Annotated in this window: 9 protein-coding genes, 2 pseudogenes and 1 riboswitch; of the genes and pseudogenes, 3 read left to right on the top strand and 8 right to left on the bottom strand. The window is 43.3% G+C overall.

Features of this window, described 5'->3' with window-relative positions; all coding sequences use genetic code 11:
• Positions 1 to 139: 139 nt before the first annotated feature.
• From N480_RS12165 to N480_RS25010, 7 genes and pseudogenes are all read right to left on the bottom strand, one after another.
• Positions 140 to 490 (bottom strand): annotated as a pseudogene (locus N480_RS12165) (transposase); the annotation flags it as partial.
• Positions 491 to 583: 93 nt separating this feature from the next.
• Positions 584 to 889 (bottom strand): annotated as a pseudogene (locus N480_RS12160) (transposase); the annotation flags it as partial.
• A gap of 331 nt (positions 890 to 1,220) precedes the next feature.
• Entirely contained in the window at positions 1,221 to 12,365 is an 11,145-nt protein-coding gene (locus tag N480_RS12150; RefSeq protein WP_063372765.1) for a SpvB/TcaC N-terminal domain-containing protein, read from the bottom strand.
• Entirely contained in the window at positions 12,362 to 13,789 is a 1,428-nt protein-coding gene (locus tag N480_RS12145) for a hypothetical protein (RefSeq protein WP_063372764.1), read from the bottom strand. The genes N480_RS12150 and N480_RS12145 overlap by 4 nt, the downstream gene beginning before the upstream one ends.
• Before the next feature lie 620 nt (positions 13,790 to 14,409).
• The gene (locus N480_RS12140) at positions 14,410 to 15,636 is read right to left on the bottom strand and encodes a DUF1552 domain-containing protein (RefSeq protein WP_081231850.1); all 1,227 of its coding nucleotides are present in this window, start codon (positions 15,634 to 15,636) and stop codon (positions 14,410 to 14,412) included.
• Between the two features lie 29 nt (positions 15,637 to 15,665).
• Positions 15,666 to 18,833, bottom strand: a complete 3,168-nt coding sequence (locus N480_RS12135) for a DUF1592 domain-containing protein (RefSeq protein ID WP_063372763.1) — start codon at positions 18,831 to 18,833, stop codon at positions 15,666 to 15,668.
• Between the two features lie 12 nt (positions 18,834 to 18,845).
• Positions 18,846 to 20,648, bottom strand: a complete 1,803-nt coding sequence (locus N480_RS25010) for a cellulose binding domain-containing protein (protein ID WP_081231849.1) — start codon at positions 20,646 to 20,648, stop codon at positions 18,846 to 18,848.
• A 224-nt stretch (positions 20,649 to 20,872) separates the two neighbouring features.
• Positions 20,873 to 20,955, bottom strand: a riboswitch (cyclic di-GMP riboswitch).
• A 487-nt stretch (positions 20,956 to 21,442) separates the two neighbouring features.
• Here N480_RS25010 and N480_RS12125 point away from each other — a divergent pair.
• The gene (locus N480_RS12125) at positions 21,443 to 22,111 is read left to right on the top strand and encodes a sel1 repeat family protein (RefSeq protein WP_063372762.1); all 669 of its coding nucleotides are present in this window, start codon (positions 21,443 to 21,445) and stop codon (positions 22,109 to 22,111) included.
• A 333-nt stretch (positions 22,112 to 22,444) separates the two neighbouring features.
• Positions 22,445 to 23,053 carry a hypothetical protein gene (locus N480_RS12120; protein ID WP_063372761.1) on the top strand — a complete coding sequence of 203 codons (609 nt, stop codon included), beginning with the start codon at positions 22,445 to 22,447 and terminating at the stop codon, positions 23,051 to 23,053.
• A 413-nt stretch (positions 23,054 to 23,466) separates the two neighbouring features.
• Here the strand turns inward: N480_RS12120 and N480_RS12115 are convergent, their stop codons facing one another.
• Positions 23,467 to 24,024 (bottom strand): metal-dependent hydrolase, encoded by a 558-nt coding sequence (locus tag N480_RS12115; protein WP_063372760.1) that lies wholly within the window; start codon positions 24,022 to 24,024, stop codon positions 23,467 to 23,469.
• A 1,081-nt stretch (positions 24,025 to 25,105) separates the two neighbouring features.
• Here N480_RS12115 and N480_RS12110 point away from each other — a divergent pair.
• A complete protein-coding gene (locus N480_RS12110; protein ID WP_081231848.1) occupies positions 25,106 to 26,077 on the top strand; it encodes a haloalkane dehalogenase in 972 nt (323 codons plus the stop codon).
• Positions 26,078 to 26,153: the final 76 nt, after the last annotated feature.

Below are 26,153 nucleotides of genomic sequence, written 5' to 3'. Positions count from 1 at the left end.
ACTTAGTATCCACCAAGCTAATTTGTCTACTTCGCGCTGTTGCCATGATTTGAACGCCTAACTTTTCACCGTTAGTTAAAGATAGGCGACACTCAGTTTTTTGCCAAATTTAAGGTGGGTGTCTTCTTAATTCGTTCACTGAGTTAGTCAGTGACTCGCCATTGATAAACTTATGCGTCAACCAAGTGCCTTTAAATTGCTTGTGCCAGCGTATAATTATGGCTTTGTCCGTTAGACGTTTTGCTTTTTTATCATCAACATATAGAACAATATGAGTATGATTACTCATCACTGCATACGCACACACATCAATACAGAACACCTTCGCAAGTTGTAGTAACTTCTCTTCAACCCACCCCCTTCGATGCTCATAAGACTTGCCCGTTGCTTTATCTTCTCCGCATAAAAACGCACGCCTTACGCATCGTGATATGCAGTGATAGTACTTAGTATCCACCAAGCTAACTTGCCGACTTCGTGCTGTTGCCATGAATTGTGCGCCTAACTTTTAACCGTTAGTTAAAGGTAGGCGACACTCAGTTTTTTTGCCAAATTTAAGGTGGGTGTCTTCTTAATTCGTTCAAGTGCCTTTAAATTGCTTGTGCCAGCGTATAATTATGGCTTTGTCCGTTAGACGTTTTGCTTTTTTATCATCAACATATAGAACAATATGAGTATGATTACTCATCACTGCATACGCACACACATCAATACAAAACACCTTAGCAAGTTGGAGTAGCTTCTCTTCAACCCACCCCCTTCGATGCTCATAAGACTTGCCCGTTGCTTTATCTTCTCCGCATAAAAACGCACGCCTTACACATCGTGATATACAGTGATAGTACTTAGTATCCACCAAGCTAACTTGCCGACTTCGTGCTGTTGCCATGAATTGTGCGCCTAACTTTTAACCGTTATTTAAAGATAGGCGACACTCAGTTTTTTTGCCAAATTTAAGATGGGTGTCTTCTTAAGTTTTCGTTCTTAAGTTTTAAACTAGTTTATTCAATTTTAACTTCATGTTTATCAATAAAATACCCAAACTTATATGAAACTGTAAATACACATATTAAGATCACCAAAGAGACTACAAACCTTTTCAACGCTTTTATCTTCTGTCCTCTTGGATTCATTATAGTAGCTAGAATATTTCCTAGCACGCTTAAAAATGAAGCCAAGAATAAGAATAATAGAAATAACCCTAAAATTTTTTCACCCATCTAATTACCATATATTGCTTTAGCATCACCTAATATTTGCCATACTGACATTGTTTTGGTATGCGTAACAACACCTCCAACTGAATAGCCCAATTTTCCGCTCAAACTATAACCATAATTACCATTTGTACCTCGAGTTACCTCTTGACCTGCTAATATAGCACCATGAGATTCACCAGAAAAATCTAAAATATTACCTTGAGTTCTACCATATTCTATTCCTATGCCAATATTCCTACCGGCATTTTCTCCTGTAGTTTTTGTAAATGATATCGATGCGTATCCTCCAATATCTGCTGTATCATCTCTTACAATTCCAAGTTCAAGCTCTACATCAGCCCCTTCAATATCAACCCCAAAGAAAGATAATAACTCTTCTGGTAGAGCCAAAGATATTCCTAGCTTCGATGTTTCATTCGATAATATCGAGCCAATATTCCTTGCCTCCCCATTAACCAAATGCATCATCGCAGCAGTTCTAGCACCATTAGCAAACTTACCACCGGTAATCGCACTCGCTGTACCACCAACAATAGCAGCCACCGTTGTCCGCCCGGCAATGGCTGTCCATTCACGGTTGTTCATATTAAACCCGGCATTGCCCATCGCCATTTTGGTAAAGCCTGCCGATACAAACCCATGGCCAAATTTACCACCAGAGGCAATGGAAGAAATACCGCCAACTAGCGCATGAGAACCAGCCCATTGTAACTGCTGCCCTAGTCTTAAATCAGCAAAAGTCTTTCCTGATTCTGCCGTAATGCCAAATGCAGTTTTAAAATGCTGCCCTATTTCATAAAACGCCTGAGCCGTTAAACCACCGATGACGCCCGCTTTAAATGCTTGAGATGGAGAGCCACCCATAGCTCTCGTGAATTCATAGTTCCACATTGCTGCGCAAGCCCCGACTGCTGGTCCACAAAATCCAGATGCGATATTACCCGCAATACTAACCACTTCCGCGCCAAATACTTTGACTGCAGCGCGGATAATTTGTCTATTAATCTTCTTAGTTACACTCCGGAGTAACCCACTAATCAAATACCCGCTCGGATCCGTATAACTCAACGGATTATTCAACACATACGAGTAAGCATTGTAATTCTGAAGATTCGAAGGCGCCTGCACCACCGGATCGGCCTGCATCACGCGTCCGGTATCTACATCGTAGATCCGACCATTCATATGAAGGATGCGATTGTCGTCTCCCAGTGCCACGGGCTCGTGCCCCGTATAACTGCGCAGGTTACGCGGTGTCGTGCCAAATAGGCCACTTAGATGGTCGCTGACATAATGCTCAGAGTATAGATCGTTGTCTCGCCCAACCGTCGACTTTTTACCCCAAACATCATATTCAAAGCGCTGAATGAGTCTGAGCTTATTGTCTGTAACCGTGATCACCGAACCTTGGTGATCTGTAAACAACCAATTGAGGCTACTAATGCCCGTGCTGTAGTACTTTTGTATCGCGTCGTTGCCAATGTAGCGCTTAATATGTGCCTGTTCATTGTCGGTGTCTTTCACAGTAAGCTCTAATGCGCCAACGTAATAAATGGTCTGCGTGGCATCAGCGCGCTTATAACGGCGGTTGTTCGCATCATACGCAAAGTAAACTGTTTCGCCATTGCCTTGCATTTCAACCGCTTTATTGCGACCAGAATACACGATTTTTCTGTAAGCGGATGAACTTCCACCTTGGTATAAAGCAACTTCATTACCATTTTTATCGTAGTCAAAGCGCTCTACTTTAGGGGCTGGTAGCTGCTGGCTCAAACATGCATGGCTGGTGTTGTCTACTTGTTCAACCGTGCGCGATGTTAATGCATGAAGCGGGTTACTTTGCGCCGCATAGCTATTCGTCCAAGTGTGATTGACCAACAACTCGTCTTGACCTAGGCCATCACACGTGTGTTGCTTAATAAACGTGTAATCGCTTTTGGTTTTTAAGTTGCCATTGTCATCGTAGCTAAATAGCACCCTGTCATTGATGGTCGTCAATCGGTTGAGGTCATCATACTGATAGTGGCGTGTCTGCATCGATGCCTGCGAGCGACTCAGTAAATTACCAAGCCCATCAAAGCGATAGCTATCATTTTGAATATAGTCTTTATCTACTGCTTTAATCGACGAGACCATGCCATTGTCGTCATAACCAACGGCCATGGATTGCAACCCTTTTAGGTAGCCCGTCACAAGGCCCCGTGCATTTAATGACTTCAACCTGAAATACACTTTTCCTTCGAGTTTGTTACGCGCTTCTAGCGTCTCAAACACCTGACCAAATTGGTAGTGCTGCACCGTACCGCGGGCTTCGATATAGGTACCATCAGACTTGCGTCGGTAATCATCAAATTGATAAGCCACCCGCCCATATTCATCAAAGCTCTTTTGTCTAATCACACATCGACTCTTCAATGGGTCCTGCATATCCGGATCACTGCTTGCTGCCAAACGCAGATCATACTGCTCGGTATTGAACACCACTTGCGTATTAGCATGACATGCCAACGCAGATTCAACAGATGTCAGGGTAGATACCTGTCGTCCTAGGCCATCATAGTAATAATACTCAGCCCAATCATTGCCTTGTTTAGCCACTTTTAGCTGGTGGCGGTCGGTTGCCGTATTGCCGTACTCCCAACTGCTGACACCTTCGATATGTAATGTTGCGTCACTGCTTGGTGACGAGGTCCATGACTTTATCTTACGGCCAAAGCCGTCGTATCGCATATGTGTGCTCACCAAACGCGCATCGGTTTGCTTAACCAGCTCGCCAAAGCCATTGTAAGCATATGACCAAGTCCCTCTATCAGCATCCTCCACTTTGACCTTTCTGCCTAGCGCATCGTATTGGGTGCTGATGAGTAATGTACTCGCCCCGGACTCCGCTGACGAATAAACCTGAGTTTGCAGCCCAGTAGGGCTATATTCGTAGGTCAAGGTATTGTCGCGCGTATCTAATACGCGCACAGTTTGACCTAACCCATTGGTGTACGTTGCAGTTGTTTGTGTTGTGATACCCGTGCCAGAGACTTGCGCAATATGCTCAAAGTCACCATAGGTGTGGGTCGTTGTTAATCCAGAGGTGGTGTCTTCGGTACTTATTACTCTGTCAAATTCGTCGTACAGGGTATTAATATCCGACTGTTTACCTGCCTCATGAGGCTTTTGTACTGTGACAACACGGCCATACTCATCATAGAAACTTTGGCTGGCCACCCAGGTATCCAGTACGGTGCGTTTTTCCTGCTTAAGTACACGGCCGACTCGGTCAATATACTGTCGCTCTAGCGTTTCACCATTAACAACAGTATGAGAGATAAATGCACAAGCCACGGCTTCACTGCCATCACACGCGGCAAGGTAACTATACGACTGCGCACCAGAAGGGTGATAGGTCCCGAGCTTTTGACCAAACGCATCATAGGTGACGATTGATTCAACGTTATTTACATCTTTGATGCGCGTTGCCTGACCAAAGCGATTTCGCTCAACCACTTCATCGCCTTTTAACGTCCCATCACATGAGTCGGCACTGCCATCGACGGCAAGTGCACAACTTTGTGCAAACTGCGTTGAATAAATTGCGTATCGCCCTGTAGCATCAAACGTGGTTTGTGCCATACGGGATTGTGATTCACCCGTTTCACAGTCTGTGGTGGTGCTTTTCACCCTAATCGTATTACCCCACGCGTCATACGTATGGGTTTTAGTCAGCTTTTCATCACACCCTAAGTTTGAGCCGACAATTTCATCTTTTAACATGTAGGCATGCGCATGGCCGCTACCATAATAAGTAAATGCACTGCTGAGCGTTTTATCGCCGGCATCTGGGGTGGAGTGTGTGACCTCTGTAGACTCTAAACGCCCCAAGCGTTTTTCAATCACATCTGTGCTGTAGGTGTTTGTAGTGGTTAACGTTTTTAACGCCTCCCCTTGCTCACCATTTACCGTGAACGCCTCGGCATCAAAATAGTCATAATTCGCCACTTGAGTACTGGTCACGTTGCCATAGGTATCTTGCAATGTGGTGGTTTGAGAGCAGTTAAACCCTGTGACACCAAGCGCTGAACTTAGTCGCGCCTGACACTCTCTGACCTTGTCACTATACACTTGCTTATAGTTTGCCGTGCCATCAACAACTTGATAGCTATTAACCGCCTTACTGATGAGCGTATTGTCGATATTTGCATTACTCATCCACTTTTCTGTCGCGTAAGGCATGCCAGTCAACGGGAAAGCTTGGTGGTAGCGGGTGTGGGTTGTAAATGTCGTGCCTTGCTTTGTGTGTGCCGTAGAGATTTTTTGGAAACCCAGCATACCACGGCCACCAAATTGGGCTTTAGCACCTTGGTACTGATATTCAACACTGCTCGTCGTACTTGTGTTATTGGTTGCAGGGCTGTCTGAGGTCACCTTGCTCACCAAGACCATTGCCCCAACTAAAGGCTGCAAACGTAACTTTTGCGCGTCAAAACGCGCTGTATCGGTGGCAAGGTCTTCTTCTGCATCTATATAAATATCTGCAAAATGTGCAGTATCTACAGGCTCGTCAGTCGTGAGTCGATATTGAATTTCAGTTTTATTCTGAGTTTGACCATGGCCACCTTGGTAAATTGCTTTGAGCATGCCATCCGTTGCGCGCGTGTTTGCATCCGTGAACACAGTAACTTCGTGTTTAGACTTGTGTACTAAGTCCAAGCGCATGTCCCCTTGCACGTCGGCAAAGTAGGCATAATCACCTTGCTCGGCATCAAAGTCTTGTAAGGTCAACTCACTCGAATCGTCTTTAAGTAATGAAAAGCCCTCTGGTGACCATTCATATTTTTGCCATGTCGAGCCTGTTTTATTTTTAAAGTAAAAATCAATAAACCCGTCTCGGTCGGTATCTGCAATAAGCGGCGGTAAGGCATTCGACACGTCACCTTTATTGCTGTCTTTATCACCCGCTTCTAATGTGAACACAGATTCAAATGAGGGGTGATTTCCCCGGTTACTGCGGTTAATCAATACGCGCCAGTAATGCGTGTCCGTGGTGTCATGCTTGCTCATATACGCAATATCGACCAATCCGTCATTATTGACATCCACAGGGGTTAAAAACTGTAAGCTATCACCACCAATAGCCATGCCTCTATCAGCCACCGTCGCACTGACAAACTGGTTCAAGTTGCTTTCGGAGTCACCTTCAAGGCCTTGGTTATAGTGCACCGTAATGGTATTGGCATTGGCTTCTTCACACCTGTCTGTGACTGGACAAGTCAGCGACATAATGTCTGCCAAGCCATCAAAGTTCATATCAAGCAGCTGCCAATCTGTGCCTTTTTGAGTAAAACGTCCCCATTTACTGCTCTGGCTAGTTTTCAAATTGGTCCCCAACGGGTAGTGCCCTAACCGTTTGTTCCAAAGGCTGACTTGCAGATCTTTACCCTCTTTGTCATTTTTAAAGACTAAGTCAGGGTAGCCATCACCATTTAAATCCGCCGCTTTAATTTCAAACATCGGCGTATTTTTATTAAGTAGCGGAAGATCAGAAGGGGCACTAAACGCATTCGTGCTGCTAAGCGTATATTGCTGCCAATAAGCGGCGTTGGTCGACGCCATTTTCTCAGACACAAAGTTAATCCAAATGCTTTGTTTGCCTTCGCCTTTAATGTCCATGGCCAGCATAGATACATGATCATCTTGACCTAAATGGTCATCAGAGTGGTATTTATCCGCACCTACCGACACACCACGTCTTATCTGTTGACACGTAAGTTCAGCACCGACGTCACTGTATGCACACAAGCGATAGTTTCTGCCATCAAGCTTTTCTAGGGTTATTTGCTCTGCGGATCCGTCACCTTGCGTATCGGCAAAGACCATACCAGCAATCGGTTTATCAGCCAATCCATTACGATGATAAGTGGTGTTTATCATAAACCTTGTATCAATCGCGTTGTATTCAAACCTTACAGGCTGCTTACAAACCTCAGAATTCGAGTGACTACTTGTAATACAATGTTTGACTTGTGTTAGGAAGCGTGCGCCATTGCCTGCGTCTTCAAAGATAAAGTCGTAGCGCCCTAAGTCTGTTTGCTCATGATTTGTGATAGAGATCCCATTAATTAGACCATCGTCACGCAGCCTTGTGCCTTCATTAACCGACATGCTTCTCACAAATGGGGCTGTGTCTAAGGCAATGGTCACAGTATTACCACTGTACTCAATCTTCTCAAGCAGCGGCAATGAGTCAGCGCGCGTGTTGGCCGCATCAAAGACACGTTTATAGGTATAAGTGATCTCGTTATCAGGGTTTCGCATATTGTCACTGACAGCACGCAGCAACCAGCTAAGGGTCTGATTACCATCTCCCCCATAAGCTTCAACGGTTACCCGCGAATTGTCTGTATCACCAAACGTTTTTATTGAGCCGTCTTTACCATGAACCTCGAAGAAGTCAGTGCGCTCACCTGCACGGCGCAATACGCGAATGTGGCTGTCGATTTCGGTTTTATATAGCGCCAAATGATCCGGATAGGTTTGATCAGACTCCGTAATCTCTATCAGTCGCTGGCCGTTTAAACAGTAGCGGTCGCCATCATCGTAATTGATGGCTTTAAACCCACCATCTTGCGCGGTTGTTTGACGACAACGCGCAATACTCTCTGCCGCATTGAGGCTCCAACCCAAAGCCAAAGCACTTTGTGGGCTTTGCGAGTTATAGCTCAAGCTCAACTCAGGCGTCACACCAGCAATGCCTGAAGGTAATGTAATTGGAATGGTATAGCTTGCACTGCCCCCTTCGGACACTCTAAAGCTACCCAGCGTGGCCGCCAATGACGCATTGGTGTCAGCTAATTCAGCAGAAATCGCGCTATGTTCAGCCACATTCACGACTAAATCACCAATACCAATTTCACCATCTGCCTGACTATCGGCAAAGTCTATGGTTAACTCTTGAGAGTAATTCGCACTACACACATTGGTAATTTGAGGCGCAGACGCCGGTGCGCTCAAACACGCCCTTGCTCGATAGCGATAACTACCGGTTTCATGCTGAACGCTGTAATAGGCTAAAAACTCGCCAACCTGCTCTGCGCTCACACGTGCAATTTCACGAAACTCGCCTGTTGACGACACACGTTCGTATAAACGATAGCCATCGACCTGCTCTGACGATGAGAATGTAAAAGTCGCTTTGCCCGGTGTGTGTTCATAAGTCAACGTTGGCGCAGGCAGCCCATCGGAGCCGTCATAAGGGAGTTTGCCCACCTCAAGTTCTACCCAGTCGCTGATCCCATCGCCGTCACTGTCTGTATCATATAGACACGCGCTGGTACCCGTGCACACACCATAAAAATAATGTAACGCGTTATAGGCAGCATCGGTGTAACGCGCACCACTGTGGCGTAAAATTTCAATGGCCACATTAGCATGAGTTTCTCCACTTTCTAGCGCGTTTACCCATTGCGCCTGCGTTTTACCGGCCAGTGAATTGGTCAACGTTGTCCCACTTGCATACTCAAAAAGCTGCGCCACAAACTGTGCATAGCTGTTCGGCGTTGTTGGCAATGCCCCATTGGCATTGATCATGGCATTGACCATTTCATTAAAGATATGGCCATGGGCAAGTAGGTAAGTCAAAAAGCTGACCTCTGCTTTTGACGGGTTTTTCTGCAATAGCATGAATACTGCTCTGGTCACTTCAAATGACCATGCGCTGTGCTCACTCGGTTGCCATTGATGAGCCAACCAGTTTTCGTACTCGCGAGAATAAGTTTGCGTAATATGACTATGTAGGTCTTGCCATTTAAAGGCATTGGCCCCCATCATACGCTTAGTGATGTCATGAACTTGCTCGTCGCCGGTAACAACACGCACCATCGTTGGGTTAATAATCGGGTCTTCATCACACTGCTCAGGAGATGCGGGCACCCCATTCGCATCAACACATTGCGGCGCAAATATTTGCGGTTGTGCCACAATGCCTCCGCTGTTTGGGAAGTTATAGTGCCACTGCACAGCTCCTGACTCTGGATTAACGGAGTAAAGTACCCCGTTTAATGTGCCTACATAGAGGTTACTTTGCTCATCGAGCTGTGCTTGCGCATTGGCAACCCCAGAGGTTTTAAAGAACCACTTTAACAGCATCAGGTTTTGATTAAATAGGTGGTCTACTTTATAAAAATGGGCATTTTCAGCGCCGAAGTAAATGGCGTCCTTCCCATTTAAGCTTTCTACCAGCGGTTTTGATTTCACTTCACCTAGGTGATTACTCACCTGAAAATGGTCTTTTTCTATCAGCCCGCTGATATTTTTAGACATATCAACAAAATAAGCTTTTAGGCCTTGGCTATCACCGATATACAAGTATCCGTTATTACTGTATGAAAATGGTCTATCTAATAAGACTTGCCCATCTGATGCAGCGCCATCCACTTGAATACCACCCAATAATGGGGCTGATTGACGCGTCACACCGTTGCTCGCTGTGACCGACACGCCCCCTGTGCTCAGGGCCTCACAAATGTCTTTATTGACCTTGCCCACAATTTTATTTCTCGAAACCGTTAACGCACTGTTACTCAAAAATTGCTTGTATCCAGTTTTACGGATCCGCACTTCCACTTCAGATTGGGTCGCATGAAACCCCATGCCGTTAATGGTTAAAGTACTCTCGTTTGGACACGACCCATTCGCCGCCTTAGAAAATGAGGCTGAGCTTATCACTGGCGGGATATGCTCAATCGTTAGCTGGTGTCCACCTAAGCATACGTCTTGACTATTACACGACACCACTTCATAAGTTCTAACCCCCTGTTCACGGGCACTTATGGAAAGCGCATGGGTCTGAGTTTGACCTTCTTCAACCACCGCTGCCGTTGCTTTTGCATTGGCAAGTCCAGGCCAAGACAGAACTTTATAGTAGTGTGTTGCGCCGTCGTTTTGATTGCGCCACTGCAAGGTGAAGTCACCGCCTTCTTGTACTTCGTAATTCACAAAGGCCGTGGCAAGGGGAGCTGGCGCTTCATAATAGATAACCGCGCTTCGATAATCACTCCATTGACTTTCTCTGTAGTTTTCTGTGCCTGGAGTCCCGCTGTAACCACGTGCGCGCACCCGCAATGTCTTACCATGGTGCTCAAGTTTGGCATTGATACTTTGGGTGTACGTTACACGCCCTGAAACATCCACATCGGCTAAGGAGAGGGTTTCATAGTGAGTAAAAGTAGCATCGCCAATGTGCGCTTCAAATTGCAAGTGCTCCGTATTCGCAAAGGCACTAAACTGGGCGTTATACTGACCTTGCGTATTAATGGGCTCCAATGTAAAGACAGGGACTTCAGGCCGCTTAATATAATTAACTTTTAAGCCTCTATACGTCGTTTCGACTTGATTACCATGATTGTCACTTGCAACAAAAGTTAGGGCGATATTGTCTGCATAATCTTCAGGGCTCGGTTGCCATTCAACGATTACTGTTGCGTTTCCACTTCCCGGAAGAACAAGGTTTACAGGCAGTGCAGGGGAAATCGTATAATCACTTTGAGGAATTACCTTATTGCCAACTTTGAGCTCTAGTGATTGTAATGAAGTTAGTCGGTCTAATAACGATGATGATACGTTCAATGAAAACCTGAACTTTTCGCCTTCATTAATGACAGCATCGGAAGCAGACAGCGGCGAAATGTAGACATTAAGCGCACTTTGGTAATATACGCTGTACGATTGGCCATATTCCGTACCATTTATACTTTTTGCATATACTGAGTAGGTAACTCTGCCAGTTTGGTTATGAGTATGAAAACCGAAACAATTCGACTTAGTGACATCACAGCTCCCAACGCGTTTATCAAAGTCGCAACCCGCCCTTGGGTCAAACTGACCAACCTCAGCACTCAAAAATTTACAAAAGTAATACTCACTCAACTGACCGATTGCGACATCAGCATGCAAATTAACAGGCATGCCAATTGCGGGGCGCGTTGGTGTCACAAAAAAACTATTAAAGATAGGAGCTTGCTCAACTCCAATACTTAAATCCGCAGTGACGACCTCTTTGTCGTCTGATACTGTTAAGGTAATGTCAGTGGGCTCAGTAATGGTGACCGACACAGTACATTGGATCTGGCTCGTACCAGTACAGTCTGAGTTAAAACTCTCTAGGCTGTTAACTGAGTTATTGACGGTTAAATCAACGGACTTGAGCTGTAAGCTGCCAAGCTTGTCGTCATCTTTAATATCTATGGTTAGCGTAACGGTTTCGTTTTCAGCAACACTACTTTTATTTGCACTAAAGGTTTGAATTACCGGTGCGGTGTTGTTTGCCAAGTACTTTGTGAGCACCGCGTCAGTTGACGCTTTGTTGCCGAGTTTATCTTCAACAAACGCTTGCCAACGCACCTCACAGCCCCATGTTTTACAGTCACTTTCGACAGTATCGGTAATATTGCAAGTAAGACTGTTGCTGGCACTAACCTGACATGCTTTATTGGCGTTGGTCGTTGTCGTTGTGCCATTTTTAGTGATGGTATAGCTGCGCGTGACATAAAAGCTGCTGATATCTTTACCGGCATCGGTTGCCTTAAACGATAATTTGACAGGGTTATCAGGGTTATTATCACCTACTCTTGGAACAACACTTTGTACACTGACCGTAGGGAGCGTTTTAGCAACGACATTGACCCAAGTTCTTGCTGTGAATTCAGAAATAATAATGCCTGATCCACTATCATAACCTGGATCCTCTAACCAATTTTCGTTAACCCAATGCCACCTCTCTTTGCGATACAGGTTTAGTATATAATTGCCAGGTTTCAAATCATGTACTGTAATACACACATCTAAATACGCAGGGTTGGCTAATCTATCGAGGCCAACCACACTATAGCGTGAAGTAGAGACAAGTTGGCCACTGGTATTGGTAATGTAAAAACGCTCACCCAATACCGTAGGGCTCACTCCTGTTATTCTTGGATCTCTGTGACGCCAGTGATGCTCATTCCTGTAACGCTCTAAGTTTTTCTTGTGGCTATAGCTATCCCCTTGTTGAATGGTTGCGCCATCGGCCATATTTACACAATTGCTGGCAGATACATTAGACGCAATTAACAGCAGGCACGAGGTTATCACCCCAATAATAGTTTGAAATACGCTCATAGCTCTGCGCTCCATGCTTGATTAAGGGTTTGTGCACTCTGTGGCTGCGAAGTCTTAGCGTCATCAAAGCTAAAGAGCGACATTGCACGCTCCAGTAATGAGTTACTACTTTGTGCGATGGGCAATTGTAAGCCATGCAGTCGGTTGCCGTCTCGCACCGCAAATTGCAACCATCCGGCACTGTTGGTATTTGGTGCACCAATGAATAATTCTGGGGTATCAATAACCTCGTTTTGTATTGATTGAGGAAATGCAAAACTACGCGGCTGCGCATTCAAATCATTAAGCGCATGGAGTGCGATATCCCCATTTGCGTAAAACACATAAATGCCATTTACAGCTTGGCTTTCTATTGGCGTAATGCCGATTTTTTGTAACCAGCTGAGATGAGATTGAGGCAAGGATGTGGTATCAACAACAATGGGGCTTGCATAGAGTTGGGCTTGTTTAACTTGAGTACAGGTATGCTGCGAAGATAAAACCAATGACACACTACACACCTGACTTTTACCACCAAAAATGCTCACTGAGTAATATAGCTTGTTATTATATAGTGTTGGAGGGTTACTTATCTCGCCTGAGAGAGATCTTTCCCATATTAATTGCCATTTTGACTCTGTCTGAGCATCGGGTTCATAGCGATAATGTACTAACTTTTTATCATGCGTAGCAAAATAAATCGCATCGTCAAAAGCAACTAGTGTTTTATGAATTATATCCTGATTAATATCATACAGCGGTTGAATATGCTCAGTTTTCGCACTTTTATTAACCACTTTCTCTGGTATAACACCCACAGTGATCTTGGTATACTTTTTTTGACCATTAAAGTCAGCAATACTCAATGTGAAAGTGGTTTCTTTATAAACATCAATACTGAGGCTGCCATGGTTAGGGTTTAAATTACTATAATTTGCGCCATGATTACTTGTAATAGACACTGCACTGGCACCTTGCACCACCCAGTTCAAAGTGACTGACTGAAATTTTGCAACTGCGATGTTGTTAGCATAAAACGCGTTAATGTCCGTTTCTTCTGTCACTGTACGATTAGACCCTTTCCAATCTGAACAGCCATAATTATGACACCCGCGAATTCGATAGGTTGCCGCGCCGGTTGAGAGGGGCACGCGATAAAATGCAGTGGTTACATTGAGACTCAAGGTTTGCCACTGGCCATTTACTAAGGCTTCTATTTGATAAAAATGTGCATCGTTTTCAAAGTGCCAAGCTAATAAATGGCTGTCATCTTGTGGCTTTATGGAGAAGTATTCAGGATGATTTGGGCTCAATTCTACTGGAACGAAAACAATCGCCCCGCCCGTTCTAATTGGCGTAAAGGCTTGCTCAAAAGTGCTTGCCTTAGCCAATTGAATAAATAACGTGGAGAGTAAAAAGAGAATAGTACAGTGTAGTAACTTCATTCTTAAATCACCAAACAACGAGTTAAATTTGTTGGAGTGAATTTAATAAAAAGTAAAAACCACTTTAAACTCACCTCCATGTAAATATAAGGCTGGCATTGTAAAGCACCAAAACAACACAAACAATATATAAACGAAATATTTAACTAAAATAAATATTTTAATATATTTAACCTTTATTATTTACTCCCGCTGCTACTATCATTTTTTGTTGGTCACATGCTAAGCTATCAGCATGAATTAATGACCAGATATTCATATTGAAACACCCGCTTTTGTATCAAATGTTATTTTGGAGCAAATATAGAGTAATACTGTGTCTAGGTTCACACCGTCACAGCCCAATCAAACAATTGCGCCCGAAAATGGCTCTAACAATACGTGCACATCAACATGAGCTCAAAATTGGTTTGGGGTTTTGTTGTTTCTCCACCGAAAGTTTCCAGTTAAAGCCAATTGAAATCAGCAAGATAAGAAAATGAAAACATATTTAACTATCTCACAATGCTCGATAACACGCTTTGAGCAAGTAATTATAAGTTGACGGATTTTAGTAATACCTCGTTGGCAAACCATAAAAATAAGCCCCTAACAACGGGGCTCATTACTTTCGTTACTTTCTATGCAATTATACCTGGAATTTCCTTACCAAAACCAAGGTCGACGCCACATGCTTTTGCTGCGGTATGCAGTACATCGTGCTGGTTGTAACCAGCGCCGAGGTCACTGACGACACCTCTGTTAATACGAGCACCGCCACCAGCAATGAGATAAGAACAAGGGTTTGCAGAATGTTTATCTGCATGCCCCATATCTGACGTTTCTAAAACAACCGTACTATCAAGTATGCCAGCCGCTTTGAGCTTTTGAATCAAGTACGCGCTTAAACTACCCAAATGACTACGCATCTCGGTGTAGTATGGATAGTTTGGTTGACCATTACTCCCACCATGTATCGCATTGTGATAGTGCCCTTGAAAGTTCAGCTCAGGGATCCGAAACTCCGCTTGGTGGTTGCCAAAAGCCAATGATACCGAGCTTGTCAGGTTGCACTGTAATGCAGCTACCGCGATATCCGCTTGCAGGCGCGCTTGTTGGCTGAATGTGTCAAAAGTCAAAGGAAATTCAGTATCATCGGGCGCAATACCGCATGAAACACCTCCGTAAAGATCATCTAAACGCCTTTGTGTATCAGCAATCGCATCTAGATGATCATTCATCCTTTGTACCTCATAGCCTGCGAGTTTGTTCTTAATCGCATTGGCTGCTGACATATGCGCATTCATAATAGGCGTTTTGCTATTGCTGCCTTGTGCACTGCCAAACACCATTTTATATACGGTGAAAGGATTCTCCTGAAACGGTAAGTGATTGCGATTATCTTTGGTTAACTGCCCTTGTCCATTGCTATGAACCCCCAAATTGAGATAGCGAAATGGCAGGTTAGGACCTAGGGCATTACCCATGGTTACGTCATAACTGTCACTGCCCCAATTTTGCGCCAGTAGAATTGGCATTCGACCATGACCTGCATTTGAATGTGACATGTTGATCATAAAATTACATTCAGTTTTTACTGGTTCATATCCTGCTGACATGACACCTAGCTGCATGTTGTCACCGCTGCCTGTTGGGTTCCAAAGCGACGCGATAGAACCTCCAGGTATATAAATTGACACTGTTTTATTTGGCAGCCCAGCACTTTGGGCATCCGCATCTCTTGCAAACAGCAAACCGGATACTAACGGCGAAGTACGGATCAACGCGGAAGAGATCCCCGATGCCATAAATACTTTCAGTAGTCTACGGCGCGACATCATCATGTTATTTAAATGTTCATCTTTCATTTTATTAACCTTCTGTATTGAGACCCGCACTAATCATTTCTTGACCAAGCTTTGCGATAACGCACAGACTTCAACGAACCAAATTTCTCTAACATCGCTCTAGGACTGTTTTGCATCATGGCATCTGTGAGTGTATCTATTTCGCACATGTAACCAATTTGCTCTGTTTCAGAAAGACGCCTGTCCTCTTCGCTAGACGGGTCGACAGAATCATGGCCTACACCCATCACATAGCGGAACATTTGTTGTGGTAAGCAGCTTTGAGCAGAGGAAAGATCGGCAATAACCGCACCTAACTGTTTAGCGCCATTAAATGCCACAGAATCACTGACTTCTGCATATTTTTCAGGAGCATAGAGAATACCCGACGCATCTATCACATTACCATTTTTATCATTACTTCTGATTTTGCCCACAGCATCAAAGTCTTCCATCCCGAATCCCATAGGGTTGATGTACTTTTCATGGCAATTAGAACATGGCTGACCTTCTGTTAAACTGTGGTATTTGAGTCGATTGGTTGTTGCTGGGTCTTGCAACATATCCGACAGCTCTGCAAGCCTTTGCTCTCTGGCTTCAAAGGTCCCCGCTGGTGGATCGGGTTGATCTTGGCATAGCATACGACGACGCACGCGTACCGAACGTAGAATCGGATGGGACTCAGCAACCTCAGCCCAACGAGACATAAATGCGCCATTCGCTAATATACCACCGCGCTCAGTGGTATCTACTTTTTGCATTTCATCACCAGTCACACCTGCAATATTGTAATGCTCAGCCAACAGCTGATTAACGAATGTAAAGTTTGCGGTATAAAGCGAGCTGAAACGCTCATCGGGTTCGGTCATGATGTATGAAAAGGTTTCGTTCATCTCTGCCTTCATCGCAGGCACCAATTGCGCAAAACCTGGATAAAAGTTTTGATCCTTAGTGGCGACTTCTAAACTCCCTGTGCCTAACCAACTACCAACAAAGTCACCTAGAACAGATTTTGCACTGTCAGCAAGGCGATTGGCATGGGCCGTAATATTGGCCTCATCACGCAGCTCATCTCGCTCAGCGGCCTGCCAAAGCTGCTGATCTGGCGTTGAACCAGTAAATGTATAAGATAAGAACGTGGCCATTTCCCAAGAAGTAAGCTCGAAAGCGTCAGCGTCTAATTCTGAGTTGCTCGGATTGGGCTCACCTAACTCATGACGATAAATAAACTGCGGTGAAGATAATAAGCCTTCCAATGCCAGCAGCATGCCGGCTTCAATATCTCCATTATGGAAAAAGCCAGTGGCAATCAATCTGTAATTTTGTGACTCATCTTGCGTTAATGGGCGACGGAATACTTTTGGTGCTAGTTCATCAACCAATTTATTCGCACAGTCTTTGTCCACCCCAGCACAGCTTAAAGCAGGTGAAAAGTCATTGTCTGCCACCCATTGCGAAACCTCCTCGGCCACTAGCAAGTAATTACTGTAATTAGACGGCTGCACACTGGCGTGGGTATTGTTAATGAAAAAGCCAACCTGCGAGTCAGGAGACAACCCGTCAGACACCTCAAAATTCACACCCAGTAGATCTTCGACCGTATTTTGATACTCAGTTTGCGTTAAGATCTTCAACTGCCTTGCCCCATATGCCACGGGCGCAACACCTACGTCACAAGTTAAAGGCGCAGGCCAAAGCGTTTGTAGATATGCCGCAATGTCCGTTGCACATTGTTCATCACACGCACTTGGGGTACCGTAAGGCATCGTAGTGGTAATGATATCTATCATGGTTTGTATATCTCGCTCAGTATTAAGCGCGGGAAATGAACCAAGCCCGCCAGCTTCTGAGCCGTGACAGCCTGCACAACCTGATTTATATAGCTGCATACCTCGGGCGATGGGGTCGGTTTGAGTAACCACAATACGCTCAATATTACTTGGCTCTGAAGGTACTGAATTGTTGAGTGCAATTACTTTGTAATCAAACTCACCTGACTCTGGTAAGCCAGACTCATAAAAGCTCGAGTTTGATGCCAGCTCTGCCGCAGTTTGCCAACTACCATCAAGAGGCTTAAAACGCACTAAATAATGCGTTTCATTATTGCTATTGTCGTTCCAATTTAATTGCGCTTTGCTATCGCTCGAAAGGACGCTTGCACTTAGCTGAGTAGGTGTGGCTGGCTTTTCTGCCTTTACAACAGGTTGAAAACTGTCTTGCTGTGCAGTTAAGAAAGTCAGATTAAAATACACTGGCACAGCTTCACCGATGCTGCTTAAGTTTGCAACGACACGTAAGGCCTCGATGCCATAATCCATGTCAAACGTTTTACTGTCGATGATCATGGGCGTTAATGCACTGACATTAACTTTGCCCGTAGCAAGTTTTACTACCAATACATCTAAGCTAACTTCTTGGTTAACTCCGTGTAAGCTAACCTCACCCGTGAGGTTTTGAATGGTTGGTATGCCAATCTCTAAGCTGCTCAGCAAGGTGTGGTCTACCTGAGTGCTGAAATACGCTGTAGGTAATAAATCCGTTTCAAACAGCAGATCTAAAATTCGACTATTCCTGATATCTACACCAGTCGACACGCTATTCAGATCTACAGCAAACTTAACAAGCCCATCTGCATCAATACTGCCAGATAACGCGGGCGCTTCACTACCCTGCGAGATAAACTGATTCAGCTCTGCAACGTGGTCTTTTTTTACTGATACATAACTCAATAGGGACTCTGCATTATCTAGCTGCCATAGGCCCGTTTCTGTTACAGCATCTGGAGGGGTTTGCCCCGAGTTTGTACAAATATCGCCGCTGAGGCTAATTACAACCTCTTCAGCTAGCCCATTTTTACTGGCAACAAAACCTAAACCAAATGATTGATTGGCATGAACCGTATGGCCCTGTGATGTGATAATACACCCCGTGTCATTGCAATCGAATTGGCCGTTCCAACTATTTTGCAGTGATATACCTTGATTCCAAGTGAGCTCGATTGACCAATCATTGAGATTTTGGTCTGCGTCGTTTTCAATGACGATTTCGGTTTTAAACCCATTGTTCCAATTATCTGGGATAGTGTATGAACACTGTGCAGCCTGAGCAAAAGGCACACTCACAATTAGACTGATACAAGCAGCAAACTTAGCGATTACGGGTGTCACAGACCAAGCATGAGTAGAGGCAAAAAAGCGTGGTAAATTATTGGATTTCATCTTCTTTCCCTCTTACTGCTGTGCTTCGAATACGAGACTAAAGCTCACAGGAACCGCGTAACTGATAACTGATAAGCTCGCCAACGTTTTAAGCGTTTCTATACCTGACTCTAAACCGAAGTCTGTTGCATCTAGCACAACAGGTGTCAGGCTTTGCACCAAAACTTTATTGTGCGCAAGGCGTCGAATTACAACGTTGGCATTTACTTCTTTTATAACCCCTGCAAGGTTAAGGGTGGCCGATATCGACTGCTTTTCAGCACTGCCAATGGGGAGTGCTATTAATGCTGCATAATCAACAGAGAGCTGGACTTCTGCCGTTGGGTATGAGCTGGTCTCGAATAAAAACTCCTTCATTCTGCCGTCGCGGGTCTCGTTACCTGTATCGACACTTGTCAGGTCAATGGTTAAACTTGCTTCGCCTGCTGTTGAAATGCTGCCACTCAGGATGCCAAACGTGTGCGCTTCGACTAAGTGCTGCTTTTTGGTTGAGACAAAGTAAAGGTTAGAGCTTTGGGAGTCGAGAATGAAAGGTTGCTCTATGGGGGTCACATCAGGTTCTGAAACTTGAATATTGATCGATTCACTCACGGTGCGATTAACCCCATCACTTACCGTTAATTTGACTGAATAAGTACCCTCTTCGTCAAAAACATGCGTCGGGTTAGAGTCGTTTGAACTAGCTCCATCACCAAAGTCCCAGCTAAAGTTCAGTGCGTCTCCATCTTGATCAGAAGAACCACTGCTGTCAAAGTTAACAGTTAGCGGGCGCTCTCCTGTTGTGACAGAGGCTGAGGCAACGGCGGATGGAGCATGATTAAGGCCGCCATCTACCGAGCATAAACCACCAAGTGATGGCGTTGTTGGTGTATCATTTTCATGCGCTTTTTGTGCATTGAAACCAAAGTCTAAACTCTGCCCAGGGTTGATAGTGCCATTGTAGTTTTCATTAATAATCTCATAGGGGTTGTTACCACTGTGCTTGCCATGCCAAACTCCCGTCAACTTGGTGTTATCTGCAAAAGCCATTAGCACTTTCCAACTTGAAATAGCAGTACTTTCTGTATTTGTGATGGTTACCTTGCCACGGAAACCTGAGATCCATTCTTGTTCCACTTCAAAAACACATTGCGCAGATTCTGGCTCAGCTTCACTAATCATGAGCCCAACAGGTGCAGCATGATACTCAGTAGCACCATCATTGATGGTCAACGAAACCTGATAAGAGCCAGCTTGCTCAAATATATGCTGCGGGCTTACGTCATTTGAGATGTGCCCATCACCAAAATCCCACAGGTAGCTCACATTATCTGACGGTAAGTTTGTCGCTTCACTGGTAAAACTGATTGTGGCAGGGGCTGTTTCTTGAGTGTTTGATGCGGTAATTTCAATTTTGACCTCATCATGGTCATCTTGTAAACCCCCCTCACAAATACCAAACATCCTTGGCGCAACTGCATCTTGTCCATTACTTTTCTTGACGTTAAAACCAAAAGACTGAGATGAACTCGGATTAATAGTGCGGTTCCAATTAAGGCTTTCAAATTGATATGGGCTGTTGCCAGTAAGTTGCGCTCGCCAAGCATTGTTTATTGACTCTCCCTGCGTAAACTCTAGCCCTACTTCCCAACCATCAATCGCTACATTAGATGTGTTGTGTACCGTAACCTCTGCGGTATAGCCACTTTGCCATTCATTTTTAACCTTGAACTCACATTGTGCAGCTAAGCTGTGTATGGAGTGCCCCAAAGCCATAAAGCACAGACCAATTTTAATAAAATGGTGCTGCTTGCTGTTGTATCTACGTTGTCTCATGAAAATTCCCCGAAACATTGCCATTTGACATGTTATTCCCTGCTGTTCATCGCTAAATTGGCGTTGACCAGAGCTCACAGGCCGCTATAGCAAGAGCAAGTTCAGGTATGAGGAAAGATCATGATTTAGAGGTATGGCAATACCTGCCATGGAAGTGAATACCGATCAGCTTCGCAATGAGCACACACAATCATGTCCTCATTTGAGCAATATAAATGTTGGCATTCAGCAACCCCGCTATCTTAGCTTTCACCTTAGACCGGAAGCTTTGCGTCCCTCTCTTTCAAAAGGTTTGCTATTTTAAGCCTGTTAAAGCAAGTTAGCTTAAAATTGCAATAATCGCAAAGCCCTCACAGCAACTTTCACAGTATTTGCACATTTCGCCCTGTAGCGCTTTAAAAGGCCATACAAAACTCTGAGTCTCTATCTAATAACTCTTTATTAATTAGAAACTTGTTACCTATAAATAAAATAGATACTAATTGAAATAAGGTCGCTGTTTATTTGCTCACTTTAGATGAATCGCGCATCAAAAAACGTGTGTAAACCTTTCAATTATCCGAATATTTAGGTGTCCTAAAAATGTCCATGTTTTCATTTAAAACATACCTTCAACTTAGCGATTCCTAATTTTGCTAGGATAGCTGCAAGTGGGTACTTCGGAAGCAAGCATTAATTCAGTGACGAGGGGTTCTAGTTATCAAAAAAACAAAGCAGAAGTTAAAACCTGCGCTCATACTTCGATTAAGTTAGTCTGCTTTTTACGTCGGTTAAGCAAGCCATAGGACTCATTGATGAAAATTATCGTCTTAATAATAGTCACAATCTGTTGTATCAATACGTATGTATATGCACAGGAAGTTAAGCAAGAACAAGCACTATTGTTATCTGCTAACGCAGGTGATGCTGAAGCAATGTACTCCTTATTTTTGCTGTTATATGAAAGAAAAAAAGGAGGCTGCGAGCCAACACACGCAGATTGTGCAGAAGCAATAAAGTGGCTTTTACAGGCTGGAGAGCTCAATAACTGGCGTGCAGCATTTGTTTTAGAACTTTGCTATAGGACTGGTTGTGTAGGGCTGATCCCTGATACTCAAAAGGCCATACATTTCAAAAGAGTTTACGAAGAACATAGACCACCACCAAAAGATTCTACAGAAGTCATTAGTGACGGGCTGTTTTATATGCAAGTAGTTAATGGTGTTTTCTATGCAAATGATTCGACACAATCTGAATGGCACGCTAGAGCTATAAAACTGTGCAGAGGTTCGGACTATAAATCTCTAATGGTGGGCAATATAAAGCCCTTCTTGATAAATAAGGGATCATTTGTTTTTGGAGCTCCGACTCTCAAGAAACAATCGATTCAAGTTTCTTTGTCGCGAGGTTATGTGCTTTGTGCGTCATCTAAACTAAGTGAAGAAGCAACAATTCAATTATTAAAAAATAATGGACACATATAGTCCGCAACAGTCTGAATAAGGTATGCAACAGGATCGCAATAAGACTGCGTATTGTTGAACGACGTTGTATTCCAAATTGAAATGGGCGAATAAAGCCACTTTTTTAACTCATTAACTAAATACCCCAAAACAAGATGTGCTCGACTTTGAGTTAACAGATAACATCGGGCAGTGGCAAATTGTTGATTATATTTAAATAAATCCTAAAAATCAGGTATCATAGAGCCAAGCAGTTTTAACTGCTGGTATTCGCTTTCTGTCATGCATGCATAAACGGATACTTGAAGAATAGCCAGTAATGGCGGAATAAATTTAATAAAAAACAGGAATAAAATGAAAAAGTTGTTGCTTACATTAGTACCAGTCGTTGTACTTTCAGGTTGTATCTCTCCTAAGACTTACGTAGACCCTTCATTTTCTAAAGCATCATATCAAGATGTAAAATCAGTACAAAAAAAATATTCATCTAATGTAATTGTAGAGTTTCAAAGGAATGGAGAGGTATTCGAAAAAGCGCATCAAGAAGTTAGAAATCATGTTGAAAGAACTCTGCGAGCAACGGGAGTGATTATTCCTTCAAGCGAAAACCCCGAGTTTTCACTTAAAATTGTCGTTAATAATTTAGCAGATCTGGGTGCAGCCGCAGCGAAAGGATTTGGTACAGGTTTGACTTTTGGAGCCGCTGGCTCACTTGTTACAGACTACTATGAGGTGTCTATTACATATATAGACAATTCTGGAAAGGAATTAACAAAAAAGTATAAACATGCATTACACACAACAATAGGAAACAAAAAGGCACCTTTCGAAAATGTTAATCCAACTTCACCCGCAGATGCTTTTGGTTCTGTTGTAGAGCAAGTCATACTTAACTTCATCACAGATATGCAAAACAATGGGTTATTGACCTTAGCCCGTAAAGTCCAGCCAGTACACTCATAATACGAACAATAAAAACGGACGCATACTTTCTGGCCGCTTTTTGCTCATCAATTCTCGGCAAAAATAAGTCTAGCAAGGGTGCGTCGTTCGTTGCTGCAGGGTCATGTTTGAGAAAAGCAGGCCCTGTCGCTAAGCGCCTACATAAAGCTGCCCAGAACTAGAGGCTATTGAGTTCAATTTAGCTTCTATAATTTGATGACCAGTTTCTGATATTTCAAAGTCCAAAATAGCTTTATTCATAACGACTTCACTAACTATCCTTATTTATTATATTCATAGTAAATATATCTATCAATATAATACCAAGCCATAAAAAGGAGATTACACATTAACAAAATAATTATCAGCGATAATCAATTTGTATTATTTTAAGATAACAAACACACGTTACCCTCAAAATATATATTCTCTAATTATCTTGCCTTATAAAAATACCGCTTACACAAGTCAAAAAGTGCTTTGTTTAGCTGTACGCTAAACACCTCTAAAAATGTCAACTTCTTAGTTACTGCCACGTATAAAGAAATGCTCAATAGCATCAACATGAATAGCTGATTTTGCCATGCATTCAACTCCCATTGACCTGTCCATGTAATACTGAAACTTGAATTAATTGGAAAGAAATAAAAAATAGGCCATTGATATCCATCAGGGCCTTTAGAACCAACTATGTCAAATAGGATGTGAAAGTGAACAACAAGGAAAGAGAGCAAAAAGACCAAGCGCTTCTGAGTTTTGGACAATACAGCTAGCAAAGTTGAAATGAAGATCGCAGCAAAAATTGAGTGTCCTATATAATGATGGTACATTAAATAAAAGTTTGTTTTTCCTGTTAGCCAATCTACAAACAAACCCATACCATCTAAATCTGGCAATACTCCAGCTGAAGCGACTAACGCTCGCTCCCTTCTGTTTTTTATAATTTTAACTGTCGTCAACCAGCTAAATAAAAGATGAGCTACAGGAGCCATAAAATAAGTGCCTAATGCTTTGGTGATAGTTAGGGAATTATAGAGCGAACGGCTGCTATGCTACAACTCTCCGTTGAGGAGATTTTCTACTCTTGGCTTTTATATTCAAGACTGAAATTTTATCTCGCTTTTAATCCCACAATAGAAGACCCAGACAACCCATACACTATTTATATCTCAAGTAAATAATTGATTAACTTCCTGTTGATGGCGTCGTAAATTAAAGCCTATAACAGTAGAATTTTTATCGCCTGTCATAGGTTGGTTTACATGTATTATTTCTCGACTTATATGAAATATACTAATTATATATTGCAGCATTCAAATATCTAAATATTAGGTTTTTACTATGAAATTAGCTGGCATAGTTACGAATATTAGCAATGATATATTGTTGTCTTTAGTTAAATTTGAAGGCTGGAGATTACAACCTCAATATGATGAATCTATGTGATTAAGGGGTTTGTTTCAATTGCTACTCTAGAGAGAAGAAAGGATCTACTTTGCATGGACCAATTGGCTTGAGTGGGAAATAGCGCAGAGAAACATGCTTGCGAGCTTATCTAAGGAGTGCCGCTTACACCGAAGCCAAGCACTCCTATTGCCTTGTAATTTGCTTCGCTCACTTTGTCACCGTGTGCCCTTCTTTGTATTCGCCCCATATTTGCATGTGGCATATACTATGAAAGCCTAGATTTATATCTCCCAATATTTCGACAACCATTACCGGTTCTTGTTTTCTAATTAGAAATCTACATTAGTTTGATTAACCAGTTCCCCGCTCGCGCTTCCTTTGCGGTTATCTTAGATACCCTCTGTTTAGAAGTTTTGATGCTTGAATACAGCAGTTATAGTGCGTTTTGGGGCCAACATGACAAATTAATTCCTGCCCAATGTGCTTTCGATGCTCCTTGAGTTTAGAGTTCAACCATCCCCCTAATCAAAATGACAAGTATAACCATATGAAAAGTATACTAATGTAATAAATCCTTCATTTTGCGCTAAAGAGAACACGCTGCTTTCAACACCTTATAAAGTGGGTACGCGCTATAGGTAATTTAACAATATTGAGGAGCACAAAATGACTTATGCACGCATCTTACTGTTATCTCTCTTGGGAGTATCGACTCCATTTATGGCTACAAGCAGTGTAAAACTGCCACTACCAGTTATTGAGGAAACACATCAAATTGAACAGCACTCAATCGAAGTAAAAGGTAGTTGGATGACATATTTAGAGCAAGGTGAAGGTAAACCGGTGGTTTTCGTTCATGGCAATCCAACGTCATCGTATTCTTGGCGAAATATTATGCCTTATATTGCCGATACGCATAGGGCCATTGCCGTTGATCTTATCGGTATGGGGGATTCGGGCAAACCAGATATAGACTATACATTCAAAGAGCAATATCAATACTTCAGCCGTTTTATAAATCGGTTAGATCTTGATGAAGTCATTTTAATCGGCCATGACTGGGGCGCGGCAATTGCTTGGCTCTACGCAAAAAAACACCCAAGAAAAGTAGCTGGGCTTGCCTTTATGGAAGGCGTTTTGCCACCACAATTTCCAGCTGAAAGCTATGAGAGTCTTGGCCCTGTCGCAGATTTTTTTAGAGCATTGAGAGATCCTGTGTTGGGGCCAATGTTAGTAATAGATCAAAATATGTGGATTGAACAAGCTTTACCTGCTTCGGTTAACCGGACGTTGGGCGATCAGGCAATGGACGCTTATCGTGCACCATATCTTGTACCAGAGTCTAGAAAGCCTTTGCTCGCTTGGCCTAATCAGCTTCCTATTGCGGGTGAGCCTACTCAAACAGACCGCATAATGCGTGGTATCAAACGCTTCATGCGCAGAACTAACATGCCGACTTTGTATGTTTACGGCTCACCGAGTGTAGAGCGCTCACCTCAAGTACTTAAGTGGTATGTTGAAAATATTGATGAATTAGAGACCTCTTATGTTGGACAAGGGCTACATTATCTTCCAGAAGACCAGCCTGACGCGATTGGCCGCGCACTTGAAGATTGGCTGCGCCGACTAGATGATTAACCTCTCTCCTGTGTAGTCTGCTACGTAAGTAGCCTCTGATAATCAGAGGCTACTTTGCTTTTAAAAGTCAACTCCC

Source organism: Pseudoalteromonas luteoviolacea S2607, assembly GCF_001625575.1.
Lineage (GTDB): Bacteria > Pseudomonadota > Gammaproteobacteria > Enterobacterales > Alteromonadaceae > Pseudoalteromonas > Pseudoalteromonas luteoviolacea_E.
Note: the sequence above shows the minus strand (reverse complement) of the source record. Positions and strands in the feature narration are given on the sequence as shown.

Bases quoted from the DNA above. Each gene is read 5' to 3' on its own strand.
- N480_RS25010 (WP_081231849.1), bottom strand. From the start codon at position 20,648: ATGAGACAACGTAGATACAACAGCAAGCAGCACCATTTTATTAAAATT.
- N480_RS12125 (WP_063372762.1), top strand. From the start codon at position 21,443: ATGAAAATTATCGTCTTAATAATAGTCACAATCTGTTGTATCAATACG.
- N480_RS12145 (WP_063372764.1), bottom strand. From the start codon at position 13,789: ATGAAGTTACTACACTGTACTATTCTCTTTTTACTCTCCACGTTATTT.
- N480_RS12135 (WP_063372763.1), bottom strand. From the start codon at position 18,833: ATGAAATCCAATAATTTACCACGCTTTTTTGCCTCTACTCATGCTTGG.
- N480_RS12120 (WP_063372761.1), top strand. From the start codon at position 22,445: ATGAAAAAGTTGTTGCTTACATTAGTACCAGTCGTTGTACTTTCAGGT.
- N480_RS12150 (WP_063372765.1), bottom strand. From the start codon at position 12,365: ATGAGCGTATTTCAAACTATTATTGGGGTGATAACCTCGTGCCTGCTG.
- N480_RS12115 (WP_063372760.1), bottom strand. From the start codon at position 24,024: ATGGCTCCTGTAGCTCATCTTTTATTTAGCTGGTTGACGACAGTTAAA.
- N480_RS12110 (WP_081231848.1), top strand. From the start codon at position 25,106: ATGACTTATGCACGCATCTTACTGTTATCTCTCTTGGGAGTATCGACT.
- N480_RS12140 (WP_081231850.1), bottom strand. From the start codon at position 15,636: ATGAAAGATGAACATTTAAATAACATGATGATGTCGCGCCGTAGACTA.